At 58.7% G+C, this 23,488-nt stretch carries 23 protein-coding genes; 14 read left to right on the top strand and 9 right to left on the bottom strand.

All coding sequences use genetic code 11. The annotated features are described in order from the left end of the window. Positions 1-24: 24 nt before the first annotated feature. The 3 genes from RBB75_RS16275 to RBB75_RS16265 form a co-directional block, all read right to left on the bottom strand. Positions 25-1,128, bottom strand: coding sequence for a carboxylate-amine ligase (locus RBB75_RS16275; RefSeq protein ID WP_179637736.1), 1,104 nt, complete (start codon positions 1,126-1,128; stop codon positions 25-27). 166 nt (positions 1,129-1,294) lie between these two features. Then, on the bottom strand, positions 1,295-2,296 hold the full coding sequence (locus tag RBB75_RS16270; RefSeq protein ID WP_353068675.1) for an ATP-grasp domain-containing protein: 1,002 nt from the start codon (positions 2,294-2,296) through the stop codon (positions 1,295-1,297). A gap of 149 nt (positions 2,297-2,445) precedes the next feature. Then, the gene (locus RBB75_RS16265) at positions 2,446-3,156 is read right to left on the bottom strand and encodes an esterase family protein (RefSeq protein WP_353068674.1); all 711 of its coding nucleotides are present in this window, start codon (positions 3,154-3,156) and stop codon (positions 2,446-2,448) included. Positions 3,157-3,328: 172 nt separating this feature from the next. On the opposite strand from RBB75_RS16265, the gene RBB75_RS16260 reads away from it, so the two are divergent. The 4 genes from RBB75_RS16260 (at position 3,329) to rimM (ending at position 5,871) form a co-directional block, all read left to right on the top strand. After that, on the top strand, positions 3,329-4,213 hold the full coding sequence (locus RBB75_RS16260) for an alpha/beta hydrolase (protein ID WP_353068673.1): 885 nt from the start codon (positions 3,329-3,331) through the stop codon (positions 4,211-4,213). A 157-nt stretch (positions 4,214-4,370) separates the two neighbouring features. Then, entirely contained in the window at positions 4,371-4,622 is a 252-nt protein-coding gene (gene rpsP / locus RBB75_RS16255) for a 30S ribosomal protein S16 (protein ID WP_179637732.1), read from the top strand. Between the two features lie 289 nt (positions 4,623-4,911). Next, positions 4,912-5,211, top strand: a complete 300-nt coding sequence (locus RBB75_RS16250) for a KH domain-containing protein (protein ID WP_179637731.1) — start codon at positions 4,912-4,914, stop codon at positions 5,209-5,211. Between the two features lie 54 nt (positions 5,212-5,265). Next, a complete protein-coding gene (gene rimM / locus RBB75_RS16245; RefSeq protein WP_353068672.1) occupies positions 5,266-5,871 on the top strand; it encodes a ribosome maturation factor RimM in 606 nt (201 codons plus the stop codon). Between the two features lie 32 nt (positions 5,872-5,903). On the opposite strand, the gene RBB75_RS16240 is transcribed toward rimM, so the two are convergent. Then, a complete protein-coding gene (locus RBB75_RS16240) occupies positions 5,904-6,854 on the bottom strand; it encodes a hypothetical protein (RefSeq protein ID WP_353068671.1) in 951 nt (316 codons plus the stop codon). Positions 6,855-6,960: 106 nt separating this feature from the next. Here RBB75_RS16240 and trmD point away from each other — a divergent pair, with 106 nt between their 5' ends. The 5 genes from trmD (at position 6,961) to pdxH (ending at position 10,602) form a co-directional block, all read left to right on the top strand. Continuing rightward, on the top strand, positions 6,961-7,773 hold the full coding sequence (gene trmD / locus RBB75_RS16235; protein WP_353068670.1) for a tRNA (guanosine(37)-N1)-methyltransferase TrmD: 813 nt from the start codon (positions 6,961-6,963) through the stop codon (positions 7,771-7,773). 181 nt (positions 7,774-7,954) lie between these two features. Then, positions 7,955-8,314 carry a 50S ribosomal protein L19 gene (gene rplS, locus RBB75_RS16230; protein WP_218884516.1) on the top strand — a complete coding sequence of 120 codons (360 nt, stop codon included), beginning with the start codon at positions 7,955-7,957 and terminating at the stop codon, positions 8,312-8,314. 97 nt (positions 8,315-8,411) lie between these two features. Beyond that, positions 8,412-9,185, top strand: coding sequence for a ribonuclease HII (locus tag RBB75_RS16225; RefSeq protein WP_179637727.1), 774 nt, complete (start codon positions 8,412-8,414; stop codon positions 9,183-9,185). Positions 9,186-9,190: 5 nt separating this feature from the next. Continuing rightward, entirely contained in the window at positions 9,191-9,904 is a 714-nt protein-coding gene (locus RBB75_RS16220; protein ID WP_353070401.1) for a PIG-L deacetylase family protein, read from the top strand. A 101-nt stretch (positions 9,905-10,005) separates the two neighbouring features. Next, the gene (pdxH, locus tag RBB75_RS16215; protein ID WP_179637725.1) at positions 10,006-10,602 is read left to right on the top strand and encodes a pyridoxamine 5'-phosphate oxidase; all 597 of its coding nucleotides are present in this window, start codon (positions 10,006-10,008) and stop codon (positions 10,600-10,602) included. Positions 10,603-10,617: 15 nt separating this feature from the next. Here the strand turns inward: pdxH and RBB75_RS16210 are convergent, their stop codons facing one another. Both RBB75_RS16210 and RBB75_RS16205 read right to left on the bottom strand, forming a co-directional pair. Next, positions 10,618-11,205 carry a cupin gene (locus RBB75_RS16210; RefSeq protein WP_353068669.1) on the bottom strand — a complete coding sequence of 196 codons (588 nt, stop codon included), beginning with the start codon at positions 11,203-11,205 and terminating at the stop codon, positions 10,618-10,620. A 22-nt stretch (positions 11,206-11,227) separates the two neighbouring features. After that, positions 11,228-13,327 (bottom strand): DUF1800 domain-containing protein, encoded by a 2,100-nt coding sequence (locus RBB75_RS16205; RefSeq protein WP_353068668.1) that lies wholly within the window; start codon positions 13,325-13,327, stop codon positions 11,228-11,230. Between the two features lie 610 nt (positions 13,328-13,937). Between RBB75_RS16205 and RBB75_RS16200 the strand changes: the two genes are divergently transcribed. Continuing rightward, positions 13,938-14,471, top strand: a complete 534-nt coding sequence (locus RBB75_RS16200; RefSeq protein WP_353068667.1) for a GNAT family N-acetyltransferase — start codon at positions 13,938-13,940, stop codon at positions 14,469-14,471. A gap of 67 nt (positions 14,472-14,538) precedes the next feature. Further along, on the top strand, positions 14,539-14,994 hold the full coding sequence (locus RBB75_RS16195) for a hypothetical protein (protein ID WP_353068666.1): 456 nt from the start codon (positions 14,539-14,541) through the stop codon (positions 14,992-14,994). A 445-nt stretch (positions 14,995-15,439) separates the two neighbouring features. Here RBB75_RS16195 and RBB75_RS16190 read toward each other — a convergent pair whose 3' ends face one another. Continuing rightward, positions 15,440-16,150: a sulfite oxidase heme-binding subunit YedZ gene (locus tag RBB75_RS16190; RefSeq protein WP_353068665.1), complete on the bottom strand. Its 711-nt coding sequence runs from the start codon at positions 16,148-16,150 to the stop codon at positions 15,440-15,442. A 223-nt stretch (positions 16,151-16,373) separates the two neighbouring features. Here RBB75_RS16190 and RBB75_RS16185 point away from each other — a divergent pair, with 223 nt between their 5' ends. Continuing rightward, positions 16,374-16,943 (top strand): permease, encoded by a 570-nt coding sequence (locus RBB75_RS16185; protein ID WP_353068664.1) that lies wholly within the window; start codon positions 16,374-16,376, stop codon positions 16,941-16,943. A gap of 282 nt (positions 16,944-17,225) precedes the next feature. On the opposite strand, the gene msrP is transcribed toward RBB75_RS16185, so the two are convergent. Next, a complete protein-coding gene (gene msrP / locus RBB75_RS16180) occupies positions 17,226-18,215 on the bottom strand; it encodes a protein-methionine-sulfoxide reductase catalytic subunit MsrP (RefSeq protein WP_353068663.1) in 990 nt (329 codons plus the stop codon). Positions 18,216-18,373: 158 nt separating this feature from the next. On the opposite strand from msrP, the gene RBB75_RS16175 reads away from it, so the two are divergent. Together RBB75_RS16175 and RBB75_RS16170 are read left to right on the top strand one after the other, a co-directional pair. Next, positions 18,374-21,235 (top strand): PIG-L family deacetylase, encoded by a 2,862-nt coding sequence (locus tag RBB75_RS16175; protein WP_353068662.1) that lies wholly within the window; start codon positions 18,374-18,376, stop codon positions 21,233-21,235. Between the two features lie 200 nt (positions 21,236-21,435). Continuing rightward, the gene (locus tag RBB75_RS16170) at positions 21,436-22,218 is read left to right on the top strand and encodes a 2-keto-4-pentenoate hydratase (RefSeq protein WP_353068661.1); all 783 of its coding nucleotides are present in this window, start codon (positions 21,436-21,438) and stop codon (positions 22,216-22,218) included. 96 nt (positions 22,219-22,314) lie between these two features. Here RBB75_RS16170 and RBB75_RS16165 read toward each other — a convergent pair whose 3' ends face one another. Beyond that, positions 22,315-23,223 (bottom strand): dimethylarginine dimethylaminohydrolase family protein, encoded by a 909-nt coding sequence (locus RBB75_RS16165; protein ID WP_353068660.1) that lies wholly within the window; start codon positions 23,221-23,223, stop codon positions 22,315-22,317. Positions 23,224-23,488: the final 265 nt, after the last annotated feature.

The raw sequence follows: 23,488 nt of genomic DNA, 5'->3' as shown, positions 1-23,488 counted from the left end.
CTTTTTATCGATTGGACCGGAACGTCATAGGCCGGCGCGGGTTTCGGCGGCCATGTAGTCGACGACGGCGCGGAGGCTGCCGGTCTCGCGGAAGACTTTGAGTTGGCGGTCGGCTCCGGTGCCCTGGGCGAGCATGGTGTGGATGTAAGAGATCTCGCGGCGGCTGCCTAGTTCGTCGACGACGTCGTCGATGAAGGCGAGGTACTCGAGGATGAGGTCGCGGACGGGGACCTCGGTCTGTTTACCGAAGTCGATCATCTTGCCATCGATGCCGTAGCGGACGGCGCGGAACTTGTTCTCCATGAGGAGAGCGCGGGCGTACTGACGATAATCGACGTTGCGGGAGTGGAGATGCCAGAGCTTGCAGGCGGTGGCCTGGATGAGCGCTGCGATGGCGATGGACTCCTGGGCGCGGAGTGGGATGTCGCAGATGCGGACCTCAACGGTGTCGAAGAAGGGATGGGGGCGGACGTCCCACCAGATCTTTTTGGCGTTGTCGATGGAGTTGGTCTTGATGAGGAGGTTGACGTAGCTCTCGAACTCGGAGTAGCTGGCAAAGGCGTCGGGGAGATTGGTGCGGGGGAAGTTTTCGAAGACTTTGGCGCGGTAGCTCTTGTAGCCGGTTTCCATGCCAAGCCAGAAGGGGGAGTTGGTGGAGAGAGCGAGGATGTGGGGGAGAAAGTAGCGAAGCGAGTTCATTATGCGAATGGCGGCTTCGCGGTCTTCAATGCCGACGTGGACGTGGAGGCCGAAGATAAGGTTGGCGCGGGCGACGAGTTGGAGGTCTTCGACGACCTGGGCGTAGCGGGGGTCGGGGTAGATCTCCTGGACGCGCCAATCGGCGAAGGGGTGGGTGGCGCCGGCGATGAGGAGGAGGTTGTGCTCTTCAGCCAGGGCGATCATGTTGCGGCGGAGGTCGAAGAGGTCCTCTTGGGCGACCTGGATGTTGCTGCAGATGCGGGTGCCGACTTCGATGACGGACTGATGCATCTCGGCCTTGACGCGCTCTTCGAGGCGGAGTTTGCCTTTGGCCAGCATCTCGGTCGCGATGTGGGAGCGCAGGTCGCGGGTCTCGGGGTCGACTGTCTGGTACTCCTCTTCAATGCCTAGCGTGAAGGATGGCCGCATATGCTCTCCGTCTTTGGGGTGAACCAGAAGCGTACCACTTGAGGGTGTTTTGCCGGACGGGCGGAATCATCTTCCCTCGCGACCAACGGGAGCGCCAACCGAAGGGGTATACAAGTCACGAAGTGACCGCCCTCTGCGCAAGAGGCTCGTCCGGCAGGACAGTTCCTTAGATCTTTTCTTTCTTTGCTGCACTCTTGCCGGCAGGTTTTTTCGCGATCGCTTTTTTCTCTACAGACTTTTCTTTCGGATTCAGCATTGCGGCCCAGCGAAGTTCGGGTTTGGTTGGCTTCTGAGCTTTCTTTACGGCGAGCTTTGCTACTTTGTCGACGATCCAGTCGAAGCTCTCTTTGCCGACGGAGTGGAGGTCGGCGTCGGGTGCGGGATTCATGAAGTCGATGGCGTAGGGGATGCCGTCTTCTACGGCAAACTCTACGGTGTTGAGGTCGTAGCCGAGGGCCTTGCAGAGGGTGAGGGCGTCTTCTTCGACGCGCTTGAGGAGCTTTTTGTCGTACTCCGGGGGATCGAGCACATAGCGGTGCTCGTGGGGACGGCGCGGGTCGTAGGGCATGATGCGGACGTCGGTCTGGCCTACGACGTAGCAGCGGAAGTACTCCTTGAAGTTGACCGCGGCCTGCAGGGTCATGCAGAGGTCGCGGGTCTGGTCGTAGGCGTGGAAGAACTCGTCGCGGTTGTGGACATGGAAGACGTCGCGCCAGCCGCCGCCGTCGTGGGGTTTGAGGAAGGCGGGAAAACCCACGTAGTCGAAGATGCCGTCCCAGTCGAGGGGAAATTGCAGGTTGCGGAGGGAGCGCTCGTTGATCTGCGGCGGGAACTTTTTGTGGGGGAGGAGAACGGTTTTGGGGACGGCTACGCCTAGTTTGGAGGCGAGGGCGTAGTTGAAGAACTTGTCGTCGGCGGACCACCAGAAGGGGTTGTTGATGATCTGGGTGCCGGTGAGGGCCGCGTTCTTCAGGAAGGCGCGGTAGAAGGGCATGTCGTGCGAGATGCGGTCGATGATGACCGCGTAGCCTGACGGTGCGGCCATCTGCACGCCGCCGACACAGAGGAACTCGGCCTGAATGCTTTCGATCTCCATCGCGTTGATGCGATCGACCAAGGCGCCGGGAAAGGTATTTTCCATTCCAAACAGAACACCGATTTTTTTCACTGAATCCTCCTTGCGGGTTGTGGTATTTCGACAGCGTGTGTCCTGCCGGACGGGCTCCCTACGCGGGAAGCGGTCACTTCGTGACTTGTATACCGGTCTTGGTTGGTGAGGTGCTTGGGTCCTCCCGTTGGTCGGGTCGAGGCTTTGGGTTAGAGATAAGTTTGCAGCATTCTTTGCCACCAGGGCCAGTCGTGGCCTGTGTTGTCGCCCCATACATCGAGACGGACGGGGATGTTTTTATTGCGAAAGATCTGGGCCATGCGTTCGTTATCGTTCCAGCACTGGTCGTGGACGCCTGTGGCGAGGACGTAGGTATTACGGCGGTAACGGTCGAGATACCACGAGTCGGTGATGTTGGGGAGATAGTGCATTGGGATGTTGAAGTAGCAGTCGTCGTCGTAGTAGCCGCGGAGAAAGTTGGAGGGGTCGTAGGCTCCGCTCATGGAGAGCATGCCAGTGAAGATGTCGGGGTGGCGGAGGGCGATGTTCATGGCGTGATAGCCGCCGAAGCTGGTGCCGATGGTGCCGATGCCGGAGTACTGGTTCATCTGGCGGATGAGGGGAACGACCTCGTTGATGATGTAGTTGCCGTACTGCACCTGGCGGGCTATGCGCCAGCGGGGCGGGACGTCGCGGTTGTACCAGCTTTCGCCATCGACCGAGTCGACGCAGTAGAGCTGGAGATGACCATGTTCGAGCTTGTCCTGTAGAGTGCTGACCATCTGACGGTCTTCAAACTCGTAGAAGCGGCCGCAGGAGGTGGGGAAGACGACGGCGGGATAACCTGCGTGTCCAAAGACGAGCAGCTCCATATCGCGCCCGAGGGAGGGTGAGAACCATTTGTGGTATTCGCGTTTCATCGGGCTCCCTCTGCTAGAGTGTTTCTCCTGTCACTGTAAACTGGACAAATCCTGCGAGTGCCGTTTTTGTTGAGTAAAAACGGCGTCCAGATCTGTGGCTTCGGTGTACACCCACAGGAGAAATACTTTAGTCTGATGCAACCGTAGTTTATTTGGAGCAGCTTCTTTCGCATTGAAACAATCATCGCCATCTCATTCCATTCCTGCGCTTAAGCCTCTTGAGGGCGAGACAGCGTCCGTCAGTTTGCCCGAAGAGGCGATTACAGAGCATACCCCGAACGAACTGGAGTCTAATCCGAGATACATCGTCAGCGAATTTCATTCGGAGATTCTGCCGGACGACCGGGTGGTTTCGGTTTATCTGCCGCCACAGTATCTGGAGCAGGAGAAGCGGCGCTTCCCTGTCTTCTATTTGAACGATGGGCAGAATCTGTTCGACGGGAGAACGTCGTATCTTGCAGGGCGAACGTGGAGGGCGCATACGACGGCAGACGAGCTGACCCTGAACGGTGAGATTGAGCCGGTCATCCTGGTTGGTGTGGCGAATGCGGGCATTCGGCGGATGGCAGAGTACACGCCAACACGAGACTTCAAGCTCGGTGGGGGCGAGGGGCGGAGTTACGGGCGGTTGCTGGTTGAGGAGTTGAAGCCGCTGATCGATGGCTCCTACCGGACTTTGACTGATGCCAAGAATACGGGGCTGGGAGGGTCGTCGCTGGGCGGATTGATCTCGCTGTATCTAGGTTTTATGTATCCGGAGGTGTTCGGCAAGCTGGCGGTGATGTCGCCTTCGCTGTGGTGGGATCAGCGGAGCATCTTTAATGTGGTCGATCAGACACGGCCGAGGCCCGTGCTAAGCATCTGGCTGGACATCGGCACGGCAGAGGGGGTGCGACATGTGCGGGATACGGACCATTTGGAAAGGCAGTTGATCAAGCGGGGTTGGCAGACGGGAAAAGACCTTCTTTATGAGAAGGTTGATGGGGCGGTTCACGATGAAAACTCGTGGGCGGAGCGGTTTGGCGACGTGTTGCGGTTTCATTTTCCCCGGGAGTGAGGGAGTTTGCGGCTCTTGGCGCTTCTTCGTTGCGAAAAGAGGCATTTTCGGCCATACTTAGATGTTGGGTAATGTATCTTAGGTCCCTGTCCGATAGATCGGCAGCGTGGCTATGTCACCCAAACCAAAAATGTTCTGAAAGGCATTGCCCGTGTTGATGATTCGTTTGGCGCGCGTTGGAGCGCGTAAGCAGCCACATTACCGCATCGTTGTTATTGAGAAGGACCGCGCCCGCAACGGCCGTTCGGTCGAAGTAGTGGGAACGTACAATCCGCGCACCAACCCTGCAACAGTTGATTTGAAGCGCGACCGCATCGACTACTGGACTGGGAATGGAGCACAGTTGTCGGAGCGTGTGGGGAAGCTGATGGCTCAGAAGCCGGCAGAGACAGCAGTCGCGGTTGCCTAGGAGTTACTAGTCGATGCTATCTTTGGGCATGAAGTAATGGTTCCCAAAGATAGCTGACACAATAGGTTCTCTGAAGCATCTCCTGGCACCGTTTCACGTAGACTCCTTGGTATTGCACAGTCGAAATGCAGTGGCCTTGCAAAGCAGAGGGCCCGGGGTTTATAACCCTGGACTTGCTGCGACCGGTGTCTCGCTCGTTGTAGCACCTCCTGGAAGATCTCGCAGTAGACGAGACAAAGGGAAAGGGCTTGAGCGTTGCACCGTGACTCCCAGACCCAGAAGGTGTGTGATGAACCAGGCAACCCAGTTTCCTGCAGGGGACAACCCTGTAAAGAACATGACAGACCTTGTAGCAGAGATAGCCCGTGCCTTGGTAGACGACCAGGACAGCGTCTCGGTTGAGGCTATAGAAGACGGCGAATGTACAGCGATTCGTTTGCGGGTTGCTGCCAGCGACGTTGGTAAGGTGATCGGAAAGCAAGGCCGTACGGCGCGTTCCATGCGTACGATTCTCAGCGCAGCCAGCATGAAGCTGAAGCACCGCTTTTCGCTAGATATTGTGGAAGAGGACCACCCCACTGCACCGTAACGTTCCGAGTAGCTCGCAGGATCCGGGCTCTCGTATCTGCCCGGATTCTGACCTATGACGAAAGCCACTACAGCCTGGATTGTGTTGGCACATCTGCTTCGGCCGCAGGGTCGCAAGGGTGAGGTGCTGGCAGAGCTGTTTACCGACTTCCCCGAGCGCTTCGAAGAGCAGACGAGAGTTTTTCTTGCTGCCTCGGGGTTTGCAGGAGAGGAGTCAGAAGCGCGAGCTGCGGAGGTAGTGGCGTTCTGGCTGCCGGTGGGTAAGAACGAGGGACGCATCGTGCTGCAGTTTGCGGGCATCGACACAATCTCAGATGCGGAGGTGGTCGCGGGGCTGGATGTGATCGTCCCACGAGAGGAACGGCGTCCGCTGGATGACGATTCGGTTTACATCAGCGAATTGATCGGTTGCACAGTGTATGACGGAGCGATTGCGGTGGGTGTCGTTGAAGATGTTCAGTTTGCTACGACCGCGGATGGAGCACGCCGGCTTACCGACGCTGCGCCTCTGCTGGAGATCACTTCGCTTGCCGGGGATGAGATTCTTATCCCGTTTGTAAAGGCGTTTTTAGTGGCGGTGGATACCGCGGCGAAGCGCATCGAGATGAAGCTGCCTGACGGTTTGATTGAGGTCAATCGAAGCTCGGGCGACAAGAGTTAAGCAAACGCTTGTGGCAAAATCCAAAGCCAGAACTAGAAGTGGTAGGCCACTCCTAACGAGAGGATTGGATAGACGGGCACCCTCTTCAGGTCTTCGTTTATTTTTTTAATCTCCTGCGTGAGACTGGCCTGGGCTTCGGAGTTACTGGCGAAGCTGGTACACCCGTCGTTAGTGCAGGCGGTTCCGGTGAGATTGATATTGATGGTGGCCGCGCCGGTGTAGGCAGCCCCGAACTCCAGGGGGACGGAGAGGCGGCGGCTGGTGCGAGGAAGAATGTTGCCGAAGCCCACGAGAAGCAGAGGGGATAGATTGCGGGGATACGCGAGCGACATGTTGCCATGGACTGGATCGACGACGCTGTTGACGAAGTCCTGATCGCCCAGGGAGAAGTTCTGCCCCGCTGGCACTGTCGCGGTGGATGAGACGGTGTTTTTGGAGTAGAGAATACCGGGGCTAATGTGGAAGCTGTGCCCCAAGGGGAACCAGTCGAGGGTGCTCTGCGAGGACCTGAAGTGGAGATTCGCGTTGTAGTTCACGCCGTCAATGCCGAAGGGGTAGGCAAAGGCCAGGAAGTTGACTCCGGAACGGAGATTGAAATGGCGGAAGAGCGGTGTCGCCAGCTCTGCGCTGGCTCCTAATGTATTGGCCTTGATGCCGAAGGCTGCCGTACGGAACGGTCTTTGGGACGGAAGTTTTTTTGCTCTCAGGGGTGCAGGGGCGATACGGATGACGCCTTCTGCGCTGGAGGATTCGGCGGCTGGCTTATGCAGCCCTTCGGTCGATAGGCTCGCTGTTGCCGGGAGGGCCAGCGCGAGTTGCAAGGGTGCCCCAAGATTCGCGGGCGTCTGCTGCTGTGCTGTCATTGTGATGCTGAGAGATGCCGACAGGAACATTGGAAGAACAGCGAGTTTCGGATAAAGCATCGGGACGCTCTTTCGGCTCGCCAGAATGACCTGAAGGACCGAAGTCGAGGCGCAGGTCATCCTAATGAGATCCTGGAATGAGATCAGTCGCGAGTTTCACAACATCCGAGTGATATGGTGCAATCTGGGAGTCAAGAAACGAGCGGCTGTAACGCACTTATCGTCTATGCGCTTTGACATCATTACGATCTTTCCCGATTTCTTTGCCGGGCCCTTCGACTACGGGATTCTGAAGCGTGCCCGCACGACGGGTTTGGTGGAGATTGCGACGCATGATCTGCGCAGCTTCACGCACGATCGCCATCGGACAGTGGACGACCGGCCGTTTGGCGGCGGCGAGGGGATGGTACTGAAGGCGCAACCGATCTATGACGCGGTGCAGTCGCTGCACATCTCTCCGAAGGCGGAGCGGGACACGAGCAGAGAGACGGTGATTCTGCTGTCGGCACAGGGGCAGCCGTTCAGCCAATCGCTGGCGCAGGAGCTTTCGACGACGGAGCGAGTGGTCATTCTGTGCGGGAGATATGAGGGCGTGGATGAGCGTGTGAACCAACTGCTCTGCGACCGGGAGATTTCGATTGGCGATTATGTTTTGTCGGGCGGAGAGCTGGCGGCTGCTGTGATCGTCGATGCTGTGGTTCGGCTGCTGCCGGGGGCTTTGGGGAATCCTGACTCATCGCGATTTGAGAGCTTCGGCGCTGATGAGGTTGCGAACCTTCCTGATTCGGCGGATGGGCCTCCGCGGTCTACTTATGGGTCGGGTGGGTTGCTGGATTATCCACACTACACTCGACCAGCGGACTTCATGGGCCTGATGATCCCGGAGGCTCTGTCGGGAGGCAATCATGAGGTGATCCGGCAGTGGCGGAGGCGGATGGCGTTGAAGAAGACGTTGGAGAATCGTCCGGACTTGTTGGAGAGGATCGAGATCTCGGATGAGGACCGGGAGATTCTGGCAGAGCTTCGGGGATTTGATTGAGGATATGGCCTGCCGGCCGGGCCCACTGCGCGTGGAGCGGTCACTTCGTGACTTGTGTACCTTGTTCGTATGGAGTGGAGCGCGACGGTCCTCCCTTAGGTCGGAGGGGGATGATTCCAGAGGCGTTTTGCGATGATTTCGTGTACACTAAAGGTCGAGTCCAACATAGGAAAGTTGTGTCATGTCCATTCATCCGATTATGCAGAAGCTGGCCGCGAAGTTCGAGCGGACCGATTTACCCGCGTTCGCCCCTGGCGACACAGTTCGAGTTCAAGTAAAGATTCGTGAAGGCGAAAAAGAGCGTCTGCAGGCGTTTGAGGGCATGGTGATTGCCTGCCGTAAGGGCGCGCAGGGATCCTTTACCGTTCGCAAGATGAGCTTCGGCCAGGGCGTCGAGCGCATCTTCCCGTACAACTCTAAGGTCGTCGACAAGGTCGAGAAGGTTCGCTCGTACGAGGTTCGCCGTTCGAAGCTGTTCTATCTGCGCGGTCTTCGCGGCAAAGCTGCTCGTCTGCGCGAGGTTGAGCGCGCGGCCAAGTAACGATTCGGTTCCCTGTTTTCCACTGAGCTTTCACTGAGCCACGACTTCGGTCGTGGCTTCGCTTTGCGCGGTGGTTATACACTCGAACGTGAAGAGCATGGCCTCGATTCCCTCCACTCGCACTCTCCGAAAGGTGACGGCAGCCACCGCCAAACAGCGCATGCTGAAGCAGCTGGTGTGCAGCGATGCACCGGAACAGGCTCTGCGGTATTACGGCTTTCAGCGCATCGCCGGTGTCGATGAGGTGGGGCGTGGGGCGCTGTTTGGCCCGGTGGTGGCCGCGGCGGTGATTTTGCCGGAGTGCCTCGACGAGTTGGCAAATGCAGGGCTGAAGGACTCCAAACAGATGACACGGGAGGAGCGCGAGTCGCTTGATCAGCAGATACGCGAGATGGCTCTTGCGGTTTGCGTGGCGGAGGTCGATGCGGAGACGATCGACCGGGTGAATATCTACCAGGCGACGCGGATGGCAATGCTGGCGGCGGTTCAGGGACTGATGATGGCTCCGGATCATCTACTGATCGATGCGATGCGACTCGATCATCCTTGCCAACAAACGAAGCTTATCTATGGCGATGCGCTGAGCCTTTCGATTGCTGCGGCTTCAGTGATCGCGAAGGTGCATCGTGACGCGTTGATGCGTGAACTGGACGCGGTGCATCCAGGATATGGGCTGGCTTCGCACAAGGGATATGGGACGCCGGAGCATCGGCGGGCGTTGGCTGAGATTGGCCCTTGCGCTTTACACAGGAGGAGCTTCGCGCCGGTGCGAGGGGTCGATCCTGATGCGGAGCTGGAGGAAGCGGTATCGACCGAACTTCTTTTTGAGGACGCTGATCTGGATGCGGGGCTGGAGGGTGAGTGGGCTTGAAGTTGATGTGCGTAACGGCGCATCCAGACGATGAGTGCTATGCCTTTGGTGGGGCGCTGGCGTTAGCGGCGGATCGAGGAGTTGAGACGTACGTGGTCTGCCTGACGGATGGGCAAGCGGCTACAAACCGAGGCAACGCCTCGGACGGAGAGGCGCTGGGGAGTATGCGGCAGGAGGAGTTTCGCGCCTCTTGTGAGGTGCTGGGCGTTACGCATTGCGAGCTTATGGACTACATGGATGCGCAGTTGGAGTTTGTAGATCTGTCACAGGCCTCCGAAGAGCTGGTGGTGAGGATGCGAAGATTCAAGCCGGACGTTGTGATTACCTTTGGCGGAGACGGCGGACAGAATACTCACCCTGATCATATGATCACTTCGATGGTGACGACCGCGGCGTTTCACTGGTCGGGACAGCCGAACCGATATCCGGGGGCGGGAGATCTGCACAAAGCGCAACGGCTGTATTATGTGACGTCAAACTTTGTGATGCGTGACCGGCAACTAGCGATGATGATGCCTTGGAGTGTGGCCCTGGATATCCGGGCTGTGCGCGAGCGAAAGAACGAGGCATTTCGAAGACACGTGTCGCAGGCACCGTTGATGGAAAAGACGAAGGAGATCTTCGCCCGATATGGAGCTGAGGAGTTCTATGCACTTGCGGCTACCACTAAGCCTCAGATCTGCAAATTGCAAACGGATCTCTTCGAAGGTCTGAGCTAGTTCGGTCTCTGCACATTCGAAGACTCCAGCAGCCACGCTGTTGCAGTTCGATGGACAGTTGGGGTTAGCGTTATTTTTCTGTGTGTTCTAGCGAGGTTGTGATGAGTGAGACCGATGTTGAACGTGCGATGGACCCTATCGCGTTATTCGGCTTGTGGATGAGTGATGCAGAGGCTGCCGAGTTGAACGATGCGAATGCGGTAGCGTTGGCTACGGCTACACGAGAGGGGGTGCCCAGTGTGCGGATGGTGCTGATGAAGCGGGTGGATGAGCGGGGGTTCTGTTTCTATACGAATGCGGGGAGTCAGAAGGGTTCGGAGTTGGCAGAGAATCCGCGGGCGGCGATGTGCTTTCACTGGAAGTCGCTGCGACGGCAGGTGAGAATCTCGGGATCGGTGGCCGAGCTGCCGAGTGAGGATGCGGATGCGTACTTTCATAGCCGGTCGCGGCTAAGCCAGCTTGGTGCGGCGGCTTCCGAACAAAGTCGCGTGCTGGCTTCGCGGGAGGCGCTGGTGGAGCGGGTGAAGGAGTTGGAGCAGGAGTTTCCGGGGGAGATTCCGCGACCGGATTACTGGCGAGGGTACGTGTTGCGGCCGGAGCGGATTGAGTTCTGGAAGGACGGAGAGGGGCGGCTGCACGACCGATTTCTGTTTACGCTAAGTGGGGAGGGGTGGCAAAAGGAGCGACTGTTTCCTTAGATCGATGATGACAGATCAGATCCAGAGTTTTGGAAGAGCGCCTGAAGAACCGGTTAGCGGATCGGAGTGGGGAAAGCGGACCTTGCGCATGCTTACGAGTGTCTCAGGGCTGGGGGCGGTGCGGCAGATGTCCCAGTGCTCGTTCTCTGGGTAGGCGCCGATCACAAGGAAGTCGTCGGACGCCGAGATGCGGCAATGGCCGGTACCGGTGGGCAGAACGAGGACGTCGCCGGAGTGTACCGAGAGTGGTTCGCCGCCTTCTCCGCCAAGGACGAGGTCGGCGTGACCAGCTGCAAAGCCAAGGACCTCGTGTGCGGTAGAGTGGTAGTGGTGGAAGGGATAGACGCCGTTGCGCCACTGTGGCGGCCATCCGTTGGTGGTGAAGATACGTTCCATGGCAGAGGCAAGGTCTCCTGTTGATGGGAGAGCGTTGCGATAGAGCAGAACGGGCCATGGACTGTTCGGCATCCAGCCGTTGGGCTTGAGATGAAGCTGTTCGGGCGTTGCAGTCTGCGGACTTTCGTTTGCAGACGCTGAATTTTTAGTGGTGGCCAGACTGGCTACGAAACCCGTCGCGAATTGTCTGCGGTCGATTGGCGTCATGCTCAATGAGATGGCCTAGCGGTTAGCGGAGTTGGAACTCGGGGCTGCCCATGACGAGGGCGGTCAGCAGGTTGAGGGTGTCGGTGGAGTTAGCCGTTGGAATTTCGCCGATCTGTTTGTGGATGAGCTGGTTGGTTTGGCTGGAGACGGCGTTGCCGATGAGAGTGTCCTCAAGGACGTGGAGGGCTATGTCCTGGCCGGCTGTATCTGGTGGAGGCTGGTTCGCGGTGCCGTTGTGGATGTCGGCGGTGAGGAGGGCTTCAGAGAATTTGGCTCGGTTCGATTTTTCTGTCTCGGAGATCTGTGGAGCGGGTGAGCTAGCAGGTTGGGACATGAGGCCGAGTGCGAGGACGTGGGCTGAGTCGAACTTCTGGTTTGCGAACTTGTTGCCGGTGAGGGCGTAGGCGAAGTTGAGGCGGTCGACGAGAGCGGTGGAGTTCATCCACAGGTCGGCGGTGATGTAGTAGCCGGTGGGGGGAAGCGCGTAGTAGAGGGGCATGCCCATCGTCTTGAGGGTGTTGATCAGCGCGCCGGGGTTTACCGGGTCGGTGGCGGTGGTGCGGAAGGCGGAGGCGACGAACTCCATCGGTGTCTTGACCTTGTTGCGGAAGTACTTCTTCGAGTTGAACTCGGGGGATTGGACGAGGGTGCGGAGGATGGCTTTGATGTCGCCGTCGGTGGCGAGGTAGGTGGCGGCCATGCGGTCGACGAGGGCAGGTGGTGGGTCGTCGGCGACGAAGCGCTGGGCCAATTTGTAACTGACGAAGTGCGCGGTGTGCGGATCACCTGCAAGGATGGTGAGAGCTTCGATTCCCTCTTTCATGCCGGCTTGCGTCGCCGCTTGAGATGCATTTGGGAAGACGGGCTCTGAGGAGATGGTGCGGCGCAGCCACTGTTTGGGGCCGGGTTCGTGTTTTTTGTAGTCGTATTGGAAGGGGCCACCCTGGTTGGGGCGATCGACGGTCCAGCCGGTGAGGATGGCGGAGAGTGCGGTGACATCAGCCTGGGTGTAGCCGCCGTTGACTCCGACAGTGTGAAGCTCCATGACTTCCCTGCCGTAGTTCTCGTTGAGGCCGTGGTTGCCCCTCTTCGAGTTGGGGTTGGCGGGGTTGATGCCGTTGGCCAGGGAGTCGGGGCCTATCGATAACCAATTGTCGAGGTAGATCATCATCGCCGGGGTTTGCGCGGTCGCGAGAAGGAGATCGCGGAACTTGCCGAGGGCGTGTTTGCGGATGGCATCGCGCTCGTAGCTGGTGGTGTACCAGGCGTCGGAGTCTTTGCCGATGAAGATGTTGAAGTGGTTGAACCAGAAGTCGGACATGACCTCCTGCAGCTGGCGTTCGCTGAGGATGGCTCGGAGGACCTTGGCTTGGGCGAGTTCGTCGATGATGTAGTGGGGTGCGCCGATGTTGGCGGCCATGCCGTTGAAGATCTCGCGCTCGCGGGGGTTGAAGTCGGCCAGAAGAAGATTTTTCTGGTCTCCCGCCACGTACGTGGTGAAGGCGATGCGTTCGGGGATGGGGAGTTTGATGAGCGCGGCCATTCGCTGATTTTTGGGGAGGGCGAAGAGTTCTCCGGCGATGCGGGCGGCGGTTTCCTGGTCGGTTTTCTTCTGGGCGGCGGCTTCGGCGTCGGTGGGGGGTGTGACGAGTTTGCCGTCGGCGCTGGTCTTTTTGCTGTCGATGTCTTTGTTGAGCTTATAGACCTGGACCTGGTACATGGCGAGGAGGAGGGCGTCGGTAGGATAGGGGCGCTTGCCTTCCGCTGTCTGGGCGATGGTGAAGTGGTCGGGAAAGAGTTGGAGGGCCTGGTCGGGCTGGAGGCTGAGGGTGGTGTAGTCGGCGAGGCGGCGGTCGAGGGCGGCGTCGGGGATTGAGGCAGGGTTGAGTTGCTGCTCCAACCACTTTTCGGGGGTGAGGGCGATTACTTTTTCGAGGTCGCCGGGGCGGGGGCCGAAGGTGAAGCGGCTGAGGAGCTGCTGGGCCCGTTCCTGCTGGGTGAGCGGGATGAGTGGGGCGGGTTTGGCTGGCTTGGACTTTGCGGGTTTGGGTGTGGGTTTGGCTTGGGGGTGCGCTGGCGCGGCGACGGCTAGAGCAAGGAGAACTGGTAAGAACCTTCGCATAGACGCCTCTAGCTGCTTAGACCTTACTTCAAGGTTCAAAGTTGCGTTGAGCCTTGGGAGGAGACGGTACCCCCCTCCCCCACTGGGGTATTTTGGGCGTAAAGTCTTTTGATTCTTATACCTGCAGACACTACCTACCCCTAAAGTATTGCAAGTAAAGTAGTTATTCGCAAAATACTTGTTATCAATGAGTTAGAGGTTTGTCTTATTCCTTCCTGTCTCTTTTTGTGTCCCTATATCAAGTATAGCTACTGGAGTGTAACTAATACGCCACGCGAATCTGCAGGACTGGCGCGGGGATTTGCGGTTTTGGGGCTTGACAGGTTTTGATTGGGATTTGGAAATCGGGACAAGAGAACAAGCAGCGACTGGAGTGTTTGGGTCGGAAGGTTCGAACTATACGGGGTGGGTGGAAGGTGTCGGGATCCTTCCCTGTTCGGCTTCCCCTCATGGTCAGGATGACGGCAAAAACAACTACGAATCTTTTCCGTTCGACTTCGCTCAGGATCAGGTGACGACGAAGAACAAATAATGGCACCTTACGAATGCCACAAAGCCGACAACGATCGACGGGCTTGATCGTGCTGCGGCTGAACGGTATGGTGGGCGCATGAGTGTGGTTCGCGCGACGACGGGTGACGATGCGGGTGCGATCGCCCATGTGCATGTGGCGAGTTGGCAGACGACATACGCGGGGCTTGTGCCGGAGGCTTATCTTGCTGGTTTGAAGGAGACGGAGCGTGAGTCGCAGTGGCGAGAGTGGTTGACGCTTGATGTCGATGTGTTCGTTGCGGAGTTGGAGGGAGAGGTGGTCGGGTTCGTAAGCGGAGGGGCGATACGGGAGCCTGTGGAGGGGTTCGATGCGGAGCTGTTTGCGATCTATCTGCTGCGGGAGGCGCAGCGGCGTGGGATTGGGATGGCTCTTTTGAGGAGGCTGTCTGAGGCGTTGAAGGAGAGAGGGTTCAGGAGCATGATGGCCTGGGTGCTCGAGGATAATGCTTCCGGGGGCTTCTATTCGCAGGCGGGTGGGGTGCGGATTTGTTCCAAGGAGATCGAGATTGGTGGGGTGATGCTGCCTGTCGTGGCTTATGGGTGGGTTGATCTTGAGGCGATTGGGGCGGCTGTTAGTAGTGGATCATTTTGAATTTCAGGGCGACCATAGTTACCGAAACCCCGTTTTACAGGAATGCTCAACTGCTAGGATACGTCGCATGAGTTACGACCTGATGGTTTTTGAGCCAGAAGCTGCGCCAAAGAATCACGACGCCTTCATGGGATGGTACTTCACGCTGACGAAATGGAATGATGGACCTTACGACGATCCGGCACGGACGTCCGCTCGCTTACATGCTTGGGTACGAGAGATGCAGCGCACATTCCCGGACATGAACAGTCCAGAAGCAGAAATCCATCTGAAAGATGACGAGGGCGTGCTTGGGGACTACACCATCGGGCGGCAGTTCATCTATGCCGGATTCGCGTGGTCGAAGGCCGTCGCTGCTGCTGGCGAAGCGGAAAGATTAGCAAAATTGCATGGGGTGGGCTTATTCGACGTCAGCTCCGATAGAGAAGAGGTGTGGCTTCCGGTAAACGGAACACTAGAACTCGCTCACCAGAAGAGGGCCCGGTTTTTCAAACGATTGTCACGCCTACTCCGTGGCCGCTGAGCCAGTTCGACCCGTTCCGAAAGTCCGTTCGGCAAAGTCGGTCATTCACTCCAAACCGATCCACTCTCGAGTGTTTGACGGTGGTTTTTCGTGGTGAGTTTGTGGTGGGATGATGGTGGCTTGTGGTGCTACAGCAACAACAACGACGACCGCAGATTCTATTCCGCACCCTGAGCATAGTCGAACGGAAGAGGCTTGGAGAGGACGGCATACCCCAGGGGCTGAAGCCCCGCGGCTGGCCAGTTCGATAGAGACCAAGGCTAAAGCCTTGGGGTACCTAGAAGCGACGTCGACGGCAACGGCAACATCGGTTCCTCCACTACGCTGTGGAATGACAAACAAAAGAACAAGCAATCGCAACGACAAAAGCAAATACGGGGATTCTTCGCTGCGCTCAGAATGACGACATAGAACTACATTTGCAAAAGGCGACGGCGATTCTGGGCTAGACGGAGGTGGGGCGGGTGGGGATGGGGGTGGGCTTTTTGAGGCGCTTCATCGCGGTGTAGGCTACGCGGGCCAGGATGAGGAGGGTCAGGACTGCAGTGACCTTCCAGGGGGCGTTGTTGCCTTTTTTGACGAGCCACCAGAAGTGAACGACTCCGGCGATGGCTGCGAGGTAGACGAGGCGGTGGAGGCGCTGCCAGTTTTTGCCGCCCATGGCTCGCATGATGAAGGCTGGTGAGGTGCAGGCGAGGGCGAGGAGAAGGACCCAGGCGAAGAGGCCTACCTGGATGAAGCGGCGCTTGAGGACGTCTTCGACCATGCCGGGCCAGATGAGCTTCCACTGGGTGACTAATGCGCTGGGATGGCCGGCGCGGAGGCCCGTGAGGGCGGTGGTGATGTCGTATCCGGAGAAGAGGAAGATGTAGGTGGCGAGATGGAGCGTCGCGTAGAAGAAGGCGTAGAGGCCGATGAGGCGGCGGAAGCGGATGAGGAAGCCGAGGCTGGTGGCGAGGCGGCGGATGGGCGTGATGGCGAGGGAGGCGAAGAGGGTGTAGAGTGTCCAGTCGCCGGTGTAGTGGGTGATGTAGTTGACGGGGTCGGCGTTGAGGGCGAGGGCGCCTGAGGTGTAGAAGTGCAGAAGCCAGGCGAGGGGGGCGAGGCAGAGAAGGTGAAGGAGGACTTTGAGGAGGAGGATGGCGCGCTTGGACATTGGGCTGGGGTTAGTTTAGCTCGGCGTTCGATGGAACGTTTTTTGGAGGAGTTGAGTTACAGGGCTTGTTACGCTGTAAGTCATGAAGTTAATCGTTGCTAACAGCGAGATCTAAAGGAGTGAAGATGGGATTCTTCGCGGGAGTTTTTCTGTTCGTTGTAGTAGTCGGGCTGGTGGATCGCCGCCTTCCCTGGCCGTCCCCGAGAGAGCAGGAGGTTGGCAGATGATTGCTGGCCACTTTGGTTTTGCCGCAATGGTTAAATCTCGTGAGAGATCTACGCCTCTCTGGGGGTTGATGCTGGCGACGGTGTGGCTTGACGTCGTCTTCGTTCCGCTCTTCCTTGCTCATCGGGAGACGGTGCAGCCGATTCATGCGGGGTACGGCGGCTTGATTATTCATGCGGACTACACGCACTCGATTGTCGGCATGTTGACGTTGTCCGCTGCATTGGGGGCGTTGTTCCTGCCGAAGATGGGCAGGAGAGTCGCACTGGTCATCGCGCTGGTGAGTGCGTCTCACTGGGTGCTTGATCTGGTTGTCCATCGAGCTGACATGCCTGTGCTCCCCGGAAACTTCGGCAACCTTCCGGACTTCGGCTTCGGACTTTGGAATCATCCGCAAGCGGCGGCATGCGTAGAGTTCATTCTCGTTGCCGCGGGCGCGATGATGTACTGGCGCGCAGCGAGGGAGGTGTCGGCCAGAGCGGGCAGAGATGGAAGATTAGCGTCACTTTCAGCGGCACTGATCGCGGCATTCGGACTACTTGTGTTGTTTCTGGACTACACGAGTTAGAGGCCGGGAGGAGCGACAACACAGAATACTGGGGCAACGCCTTAAACGCTGAGCCCTCCGAGCACTTGTGATGAGTGGCTCAGAGGGCTGATCGAGAGAACGGGGCCGGAAGAGGTTGAAGCAAAGTAGTGCAGCGTCTTAAGAACGATTTAGAGAGGCCAATGGATTTTTACTTGAGCTAAATTTCGACGTTGATGGATTGCTCGTTGCGGACGAGGACAACCGCAGTCCCCTGCGGGGATGACAACAAGAGAGGCAACTGCCAAAAAATGCGGGGAGTTTTTAGTAGAATTTTTTGAGATCCATGCCGGCGTAGAGGCTGGCTACCTGGTCGCCGTAGCCGTTGAACATCTGCGTGGGGATGTTGCGGGGGAGGAGGCTGGTATCGAGACGGCGCTCGTGGGCCTGAGACCAGCGGGCGTTGTCGTAGTTTGGATTGACATTGGAATAGAAGCCGTACTCGCGGCCGTCGGCTACGTTCCAGGTAGTCGCAGGCTCTTTGTCGGTGAAGTGGAAGCGGACGATGGCCTTGGCGGATTTGTAGCCGTACTTCCAGGGGACGATGACGCGGACGGGAGCGCCGTTCTGGTTGGGCAGGACTTGGCCGTAGCAGCCGAAGGTGAGCAGGGTGAGGGGGTTCATGGCCTCGTCCATGCGGAGTCCTTCGCGATAGGGCCAGTCGTAGCCGGAGGGCTCGTCGGGCATGACTTTTTTGTTGTTGTAGGAGAAGAACTGAACGTACTTTGCACTGGGGAGGGGCTCGCAGAAGTTGATGAACTCGGAGAGGGAGTAGCCGTCCCAGGGAATGATCATGGACCAGGCTTCGACGCAGCGGAAGCGGTAGACGCGGGACTCGAGCGGACGATAGTGGAGGAGGTCGTCGATGTTGATGGTCTGGGGCTTTTTGACCATGCCGGTGATCTGGATGGGCCAAGGGCGGGTTTGCAGGCGGTAGGCTTCGTGGGAGGGGTCCGACTTGTCGGTGCCGTACTCGTAAAAATTGTTGTAGCTGGAGGCCTTGGCGAGGGGAGTCTGCGGGTCGTCGAGGGTGTACTTGCTGGGGATGGTTTTTAGCTGCTCGGCTGCGTGGACGGTGGTGGGCGGATTGATGAGGGAGGGGAGGGTGCGGGCGGCGAGGGCTGCGGCGCCGAGGGTGGCGGCGGAGGTGAGGAAGCGGCGGCGGGTCTGGTGGTGTTGCTCGAAGACGTGCTGCGGGGTGATCTCGGAGGATCGGATGGTGGCTTCGAAGCTGGGCGATTTGCGGAGCAACATTGCGTTGGTTCCCTCTTATTACAGGTTACTGCTATTAGGTAGGACTCGGCTTGGGGCTGGTGGTTACAGTTGCTGTTACCTGTACGGGTGGGGCTGGGCGGTGGATGGTGGGTTTCTGGCGTGATTTGGGGCGGGTGGGTGTGAGAGATTAGAAAGTAATGACTTCTAAACGGGTTGTCGCGGGTCTGGCTGCGGTTTCGGTGATGGGGCTAGTGGTGGCGGGCGGGGTTTTGAGCTGCCAGGAGCTGCGGGATGCGGCGCGGCTGGATAAGGCGAATTTGGCCGCGGAGCAGGTACGGTCGGCGATTGGGGTGCAGAAGATTGCGGCCAATGAGGGGTCGGCTGCGCTGTGGCAGAGCCTGGTGAAGCTGCGGACGCGGGCGAGTCTGATGATGATTGTGGCGCATCCGGACGATGAGGATGGCGGGATGCTGACGTATGAGGCGCGGGGGCAGGGCGCGCATGTGGCGATGCTGACGCTGACTCGGGGTGAGGGTGGGCAGAATCTGATGTCGGCGGACTTTGACGACGCGCTGGGGTTGGTGCGGACGCAGGAGCTGCTGGCGGCTGGGCGTTATATGGGGATCGACCAGATGTGGGGGACGCAGGTGGACTTCGGGTTCTCGAAGACGAAGGAGGAGGCGCTGGAGAACTGGGGGCACGATCGCGTGCTGTATGATGCGGTGCGTGCGGTGAGACTGTATCGGCCTCTGGTGGTGACGGCGGTGTTTATTGGTGGGATCACGGATGGGCATGGGCAGCACCAGGTGTCGGGTGAGATGGCGCAGGAGGTGTTCGATGCGGCGGGGGATCCGAAGGTGTTTTCGGATCAGGTTGCGGCGGGGTTGATGCCGTGGAGTCCGCTGAAGGTTTATGGGAGGGTGCCGTTTTTTTCGGTGACGTCGAAGGGGATGTATGACTATGCGACGGGAAAGTATGCTCCGGCGCGGTTCTATAACTATGTGACGAAGGAGTGGACGACGGAGTCTCCGAAGGCGAATGTGACAGTGGCAGAGGGAGACTATAGCCCGGTGCTGGGGATGACTTATTTGCAGTTTGCGCGGATGGGGCTGGGGCTGCAGAAGACGCAGAATGGCGGGATGGGTGTGCCAGCGGCGGGGAGGTTCGATGTGGGGTATCACCGGTATGGGGCTCGATTGCCTGCTGGGGTGAAGACTGGGGAGGAGGAGAAGGGATTTTTTGACGGCGTGGATGTAACGCTGGTGGGGATGAGTGCGCTGGCTCCTGGCGAGAGTACTTTTTTGAAGCAGGATCTGGCGAAGATCGATGGGTTGGTGGGGCAGGCGGTGGGGGTTTATAAGATTGCTGCGCCGGAGAAGACTGCTCCGTTTTTGCGCGATGGGTTGAAGGCGACCGATGAGTTGATTGCGAAGGTAGAGGCCAGTGGGCTGACTTATCGGGAGAAGTACGATCTGCTGCATGAGCTGCGGGTGAAGCGGATGCAGTTCAACGATGCGATTGTGCAGGCGCTTGGGATTAGTCTGCGGGCGCAGGTTGCGGGGAAGGCGGAGACGGGTCCGTTTGCGCGGTTCAGCGATGGCGCGGAGACGTTTGTGACGGCGGTGCCAGGGCAAAGCTTTGCGGTGAAGACGCTGGTGGTGAATGGAAGCAAGGTGCCGGTAGCGGTGAAGGGTGCGGGGCTGGAGTCGAGCGCGGGAGCTAATTATGAAGACTCGAGCGCGAAGGCTGCCTCGGGCACGAAGGCTGGTGAGAAGACGATTGTTAGCGGAGAGGCTTACGAAGATTTGTTTCAGGTGAAGCTGCCTGAGGATGCGAAGGTGACGCGGCCTCCGTTTACTCGTCCAGGGATTGAACAGGCTTATTACGATGTGGCGGATCCTGCGATGCGGAATGCTTCGCTTCCCTTGCCTGCTCTGACGGCGTGGGTGACGGTGGACTACGACGGCGTGGAGGTGAAGCTGGGACAGGAGGTGCAGACGCTGCATCGGGTGACGGGGTTGGGGACGGTGTACGAGCCGCTGGTGGTGGCTCCGGCGATCTCGGTTGCGGTGTCGCCTTCGGCGGGTGTGGTGCCGCTGACGGAGAAGACGCTGATGGTGACCGCGAAGGTGAAGAGCAATGTGAAGGGTGTGGCGACGGGGACGGTGAAGCTGGAGTTGCCTGCTGGATGGACGGCGTCGCCGGAGACGGCGGAGTTTTCGCTGGGGAAGGATGGGGATTCGGTGGATGTGCCGTTTGTGGTAACGCCGGGGAAGATGGCGGAGACGGCTTACACGATGACGGCGGTTGCGAGTTGTGCGGGAAAGGAATATCGCGAGGGGTACAAGACGGTTGGATATGCGGGTTTGTTGCCGGCGAATCTTTATCGTCCGGCGACGTATCGGGCGCGTGGAGCGGATGTGAAGATCGCTCCGGGATTGAAGGTTGGATATCTGCCTGGGACAGGAGATGAGGTGCAGGCTTCGCTTGAGAATCTTGGTGTGCATGCGACGACGCTGACGATGAGTGATGTTGCCGGTGGGAAGTTGAGTGGGTATGACGTGGTGGTGCTGGGGGTGAGGGCCTATGCGGCGCATCCTGGGCTGGCTGCGGCGAATGGGCAGCTGCTTCAGTATGCGAAGAACGGCGGCGTAGTGATTGTTCAGTACAACCTGGGGAACTTTGACTATGGTCCGTACTCGTTTTCACTGGGTGACGCGGAGAAGGTGGTGGATGAGAGGGCTCCGGTGCGGTTGCTGGTGCCGGAGAGTCCCGTGTTGAGCTGGCCGAACAGGATTACGGAGCGGGACTTCGATGGGTGGGTGGAGGAGCGCGGGCACGGATTTATGGAGACGTGGGATTCGCAGTATGTCGCTCCGCTGGAGACGCATGATCCGGATCAGGATGCACAGAAGGGTGGGCTGCTGGTGGCGAAGACGGGCAAGGGCGCTTATGTGTATGTGGCGCTGGCGCTGTACCGTGAGCTGCCGGAGGGAGTGCCGGGGGCGTATCGGCTGTTTGCGAATCTGTTGAGTTTGGGGAAGGATAAGGCGAAGTGAGCGTTTGGGTGGAGATCTCGAACAATCCGCTTTTTTTGCGGAATAGAAGGCAATGGCAACAGCAGAAACCAAGACAACCGCAGATCTCCTTCGGGGATGACAACAAGAAAGACAAATGCAAAATGCTTTGGCATCTGCGTAGATGCGTCAACTCGGGTGCGGCGAGACAGAAGCGGGCTGGTTGAGAGACACTGGACGACATGATGACTGGGGAGAGAGAAAGCCAACTGATTGAGGCTGCGGATCTGCTGCTGGATGCGCGCAGAACGGGCGTGCCGATCGAGGATCTGCCGGAGGCTTTGCAGCCGAAGGATATGATTGAGGCTTATGCGCTGCAGGATCGTATCGCAGAGGCCTACGGGGAGATTGGTGGGTGGAAGATCGGGGCTCCGAGTGCGGAGGCCGAACCGTTGTTTGCGCCGATGCCGCTGGCGTGGATGGCGCGGGATGGCGCGCTAGTCGGCGAGGTGCGGAGGTATCGCGGACTGGAGTCGGAGATTGCTTTTTTGATTGGCGAGGATCTGCCGCAGAGGGCAACGCCGTACTCCCGCGAGGAGGTGGTGGCTGCGATTGCGAGTTGCCATCCGGCGATCGAGGTAATTGAGAGTGGACTGCGCGATCCGTTGAAGGCGGCGCGGATGTCCATGCTGGGCGATCTGCAGATGCATGGCGGGTTTGTGTATGGGGTAGCGGTGGCTGACTGGGAGAAGATCGACTTCAAGGCCGAGCATGTGGTGATCGCAGTAGATGGAGCGGTGAGGGTGGAGCGGACGGGGTCGAATACTTCGGGGGACTTGATGCGTCTGCTGCCTTGGTTGGCGAACGAGGGCGCTGCGAGGACTGGTGGGTTGAAGGCCGGACAGTGGGTGACGACGGGAAGTTGGACTGGGGTGACTTCGGGCGATCCGGGTTCTGTTGCGGATGTGAAGTTTTCATCCGCGGGCGAGGTTCATCTGCGGTTTGAACCACTTCGTGGCGTGTAATCGCTTCGCGGGGTGCTCCCGCTGGTTGCAAGCTGAAGCTCGTGCCGACCAGCGGGAGGACCTAGAAAGTTGATCCCGACGAGACCGGTATACGCGTCACGAAGTGACCGCCGTCCGCGCAGGGCGCCCGTCCGGCAGGACCTGACTCAACTTCATGACGAGGCATTTGGCGGCGCCGCCGGCTTTGAGGAACTCGGTGAGCGTGACTTCTATGACGTCGAAGCCGCGAGATTCGAGTTGGCGGCGGAGATCGCTGCTGATGTTGTTCAGGATGATGGTGCGATCGACGTTGATGGCGTTGCAGGCGAAGCAGACGGCATCCGACTCGGCGACGATGATTCTTTTTTCGAGTGGGTAGAAGGCTTCGATCTTGTCAAGGGAGGCTCGATCGAAGGCCTCCGGAAAGTACATGACGTAGCCACCTTCGAGAGGCGCGAAGCAGGTGTCGAGGTGGTAGAAGCGTGGGTCGGTGAGGTGGAGAGAGGTGACCTCGATGTCCCAGATCTTGCGGAGCGCTTGATGGCTGGAGGGGACGGTGCGGGGGCCGTAGCCTACGAAGAGACGGGTGCCGTCTGTGGAGAAGAGGGCGTCACCTTCGCCTTCGAAGGGCGTGGCGCGTGGGGTGCCGATGACCTTGTAACCGGCCTGCTCGAACCAGCGACGGAAGTGCGGCTCTTCGCCCTGGCGCTCGGGATGGAAGAAGCTGCTGATGGCTACGGTACCGTTGCGCTCGAGGCCGGCGTTGGCGGTGAAGACCATGTCGGGTGAGCCGGGCTGGGGTTCGACGAGTTGGACGTTGGCGATGGTGCTGACGGCTTCATAGAGGCGCTGCCACTGCTCGGCTGCGCGGGTGCGCGAGGAGGCGTGGACGTTGCCAGCCATCCAGGGGTTGATGACGTAGTTGACGTCGTAGAGCTTGGGGGGGCACATCAGAAAGGTCGCGGCGGTGGAAGGGATCGTGGCCAGGATGGATGGGGTGGTGATTTCGATTGGCTGCGTGCTCATGTTGTAAGCATGGATGAGCGCGAAAGGCGCGTCAATGCTAATGATTATGCATTTGTAACGGATATTTATACATAAAGAGATTTGTCCTCCCGGACGGGCCCACTACGCGTGGGGCGACCACTTCGTGGTGGGTATACCCCTTCGGTTGGCCCTCCCGTTGGTCGGAGGAGATGTTGATTCCGACCAACGGGAGGACTTGTATTGCTGGATTTGGCAAGGAAAGGTATACGTGTCACGAAGTGACCGCCTCCTGCGTAGGGAGCCC

The organism is Tunturibacter empetritectus, from assembly GCF_040358985.1.
Taxonomy (GTDB): Bacteria; Acidobacteriota; Terriglobia; order Terriglobales; family Acidobacteriaceae; genus Edaphobacter; species Edaphobacter empetritectus.
This window is presented reverse-complemented; position numbering and strand designations above follow the sequence as displayed.

What these genes read in the sequence shown, in the direction of transcription:
- RBB75_RS16275 (WP_179637736.1), bottom strand. Translation starts at nt 1,128, where the DNA reads ATGCGGCCATCCTTCACGCTAGGCATTGAAGAGGAGTACCAGACAGTC.
- RBB75_RS16265 (WP_353068674.1), bottom strand. Translation starts at nt 3,156, where the DNA reads ATGAAACGCGAATACCACAAATGGTTCTCACCCTCCCTCGGGCGCGAT.
- rpsP (WP_179637732.1), top strand. Translation starts at nt 4,371, where the DNA reads ATGATTCGTTTGGCGCGCGTTGGAGCGCGTAAGCAGCCACATTACCGC.
- RBB75_RS16250 (WP_179637731.1), top strand. Translation starts at nt 4,912, where the DNA reads ATGAACCAGGCAACCCAGTTTCCTGCAGGGGACAACCCTGTAAAGAAC.
- rimM (WP_353068672.1), top strand. Translation starts at nt 5,266, where the DNA reads ATGACGAAAGCCACTACAGCCTGGATTGTGTTGGCACATCTGCTTCGG.
- RBB75_RS16240 (WP_353068671.1), bottom strand. Translation starts at nt 6,854, where the DNA reads ATGACCTGCGCCTCGACTTCGGTCCTTCAGGTCATTCTGGCGAGCCGA.
- trmD (WP_353068670.1), top strand. Translation starts at nt 6,961, where the DNA reads ATGCGCTTTGACATCATTACGATCTTTCCCGATTTCTTTGCCGGGCCC.
- rplS (WP_218884516.1), top strand. Translation starts at nt 7,955, where the DNA reads ATGTCCATTCATCCGATTATGCAGAAGCTGGCCGCGAAGTTCGAGCGG.
- RBB75_RS16225 (WP_179637727.1), top strand. Translation starts at nt 8,412, where the DNA reads ATGGCCTCGATTCCCTCCACTCGCACTCTCCGAAAGGTGACGGCAGCC.
- RBB75_RS16220 (WP_353070401.1), top strand. Translation starts at nt 9,191, where the DNA reads ATGTGCGTAACGGCGCATCCAGACGATGAGTGCTATGCCTTTGGTGGG.
- pdxH (WP_179637725.1), top strand. Translation starts at nt 10,006, where the DNA reads ATGAGTGAGACCGATGTTGAACGTGCGATGGACCCTATCGCGTTATTC.
- RBB75_RS16210 (WP_353068669.1), bottom strand. Translation starts at nt 11,205, where the DNA reads ATGACGCCAATCGACCGCAGACAATTCGCGACGGGTTTCGTAGCCAGT.
- RBB75_RS16205 (WP_353068668.1), bottom strand. Translation starts at nt 13,327, where the DNA reads ATGCGAAGGTTCTTACCAGTTCTCCTTGCTCTAGCCGTCGCCGCGCCA.
- RBB75_RS16200 (WP_353068667.1), top strand. Translation starts at nt 13,938, where the DNA reads ATGAGTGTGGTTCGCGCGACGACGGGTGACGATGCGGGTGCGATCGCC.
- RBB75_RS16195 (WP_353068666.1), top strand. Translation starts at nt 14,539, where the DNA reads ATGAGTTACGACCTGATGGTTTTTGAGCCAGAAGCTGCGCCAAAGAAT.
- RBB75_RS16190 (WP_353068665.1), bottom strand. Translation starts at nt 16,150, where the DNA reads ATGTCCAAGCGCGCCATCCTCCTCCTCAAAGTCCTCCTTCACCTTCTC.
- RBB75_RS16185 (WP_353068664.1), top strand. Translation starts at nt 16,374, where the DNA reads ATGATTGCTGGCCACTTTGGTTTTGCCGCAATGGTTAAATCTCGTGAG.
- msrP (WP_353068663.1), bottom strand. Translation starts at nt 18,215, where the DNA reads ATGTTGCTCCGCAAATCGCCCAGCTTCGAAGCCACCATCCGATCCTCC.
- RBB75_RS16175 (WP_353068662.1), top strand. Translation starts at nt 18,374, where the DNA reads ATGACTTCTAAACGGGTTGTCGCGGGTCTGGCTGCGGTTTCGGTGATG.
- RBB75_RS16170 (WP_353068661.1), top strand. Translation starts at nt 21,436, where the DNA reads ATGATGACTGGGGAGAGAGAAAGCCAACTGATTGAGGCTGCGGATCTG.
- RBB75_RS16165 (WP_353068660.1), bottom strand. Translation starts at nt 23,223, where the DNA reads ATGAGCACGCAGCCAATCGAAATCACCACCCCATCCATCCTGGCCACG.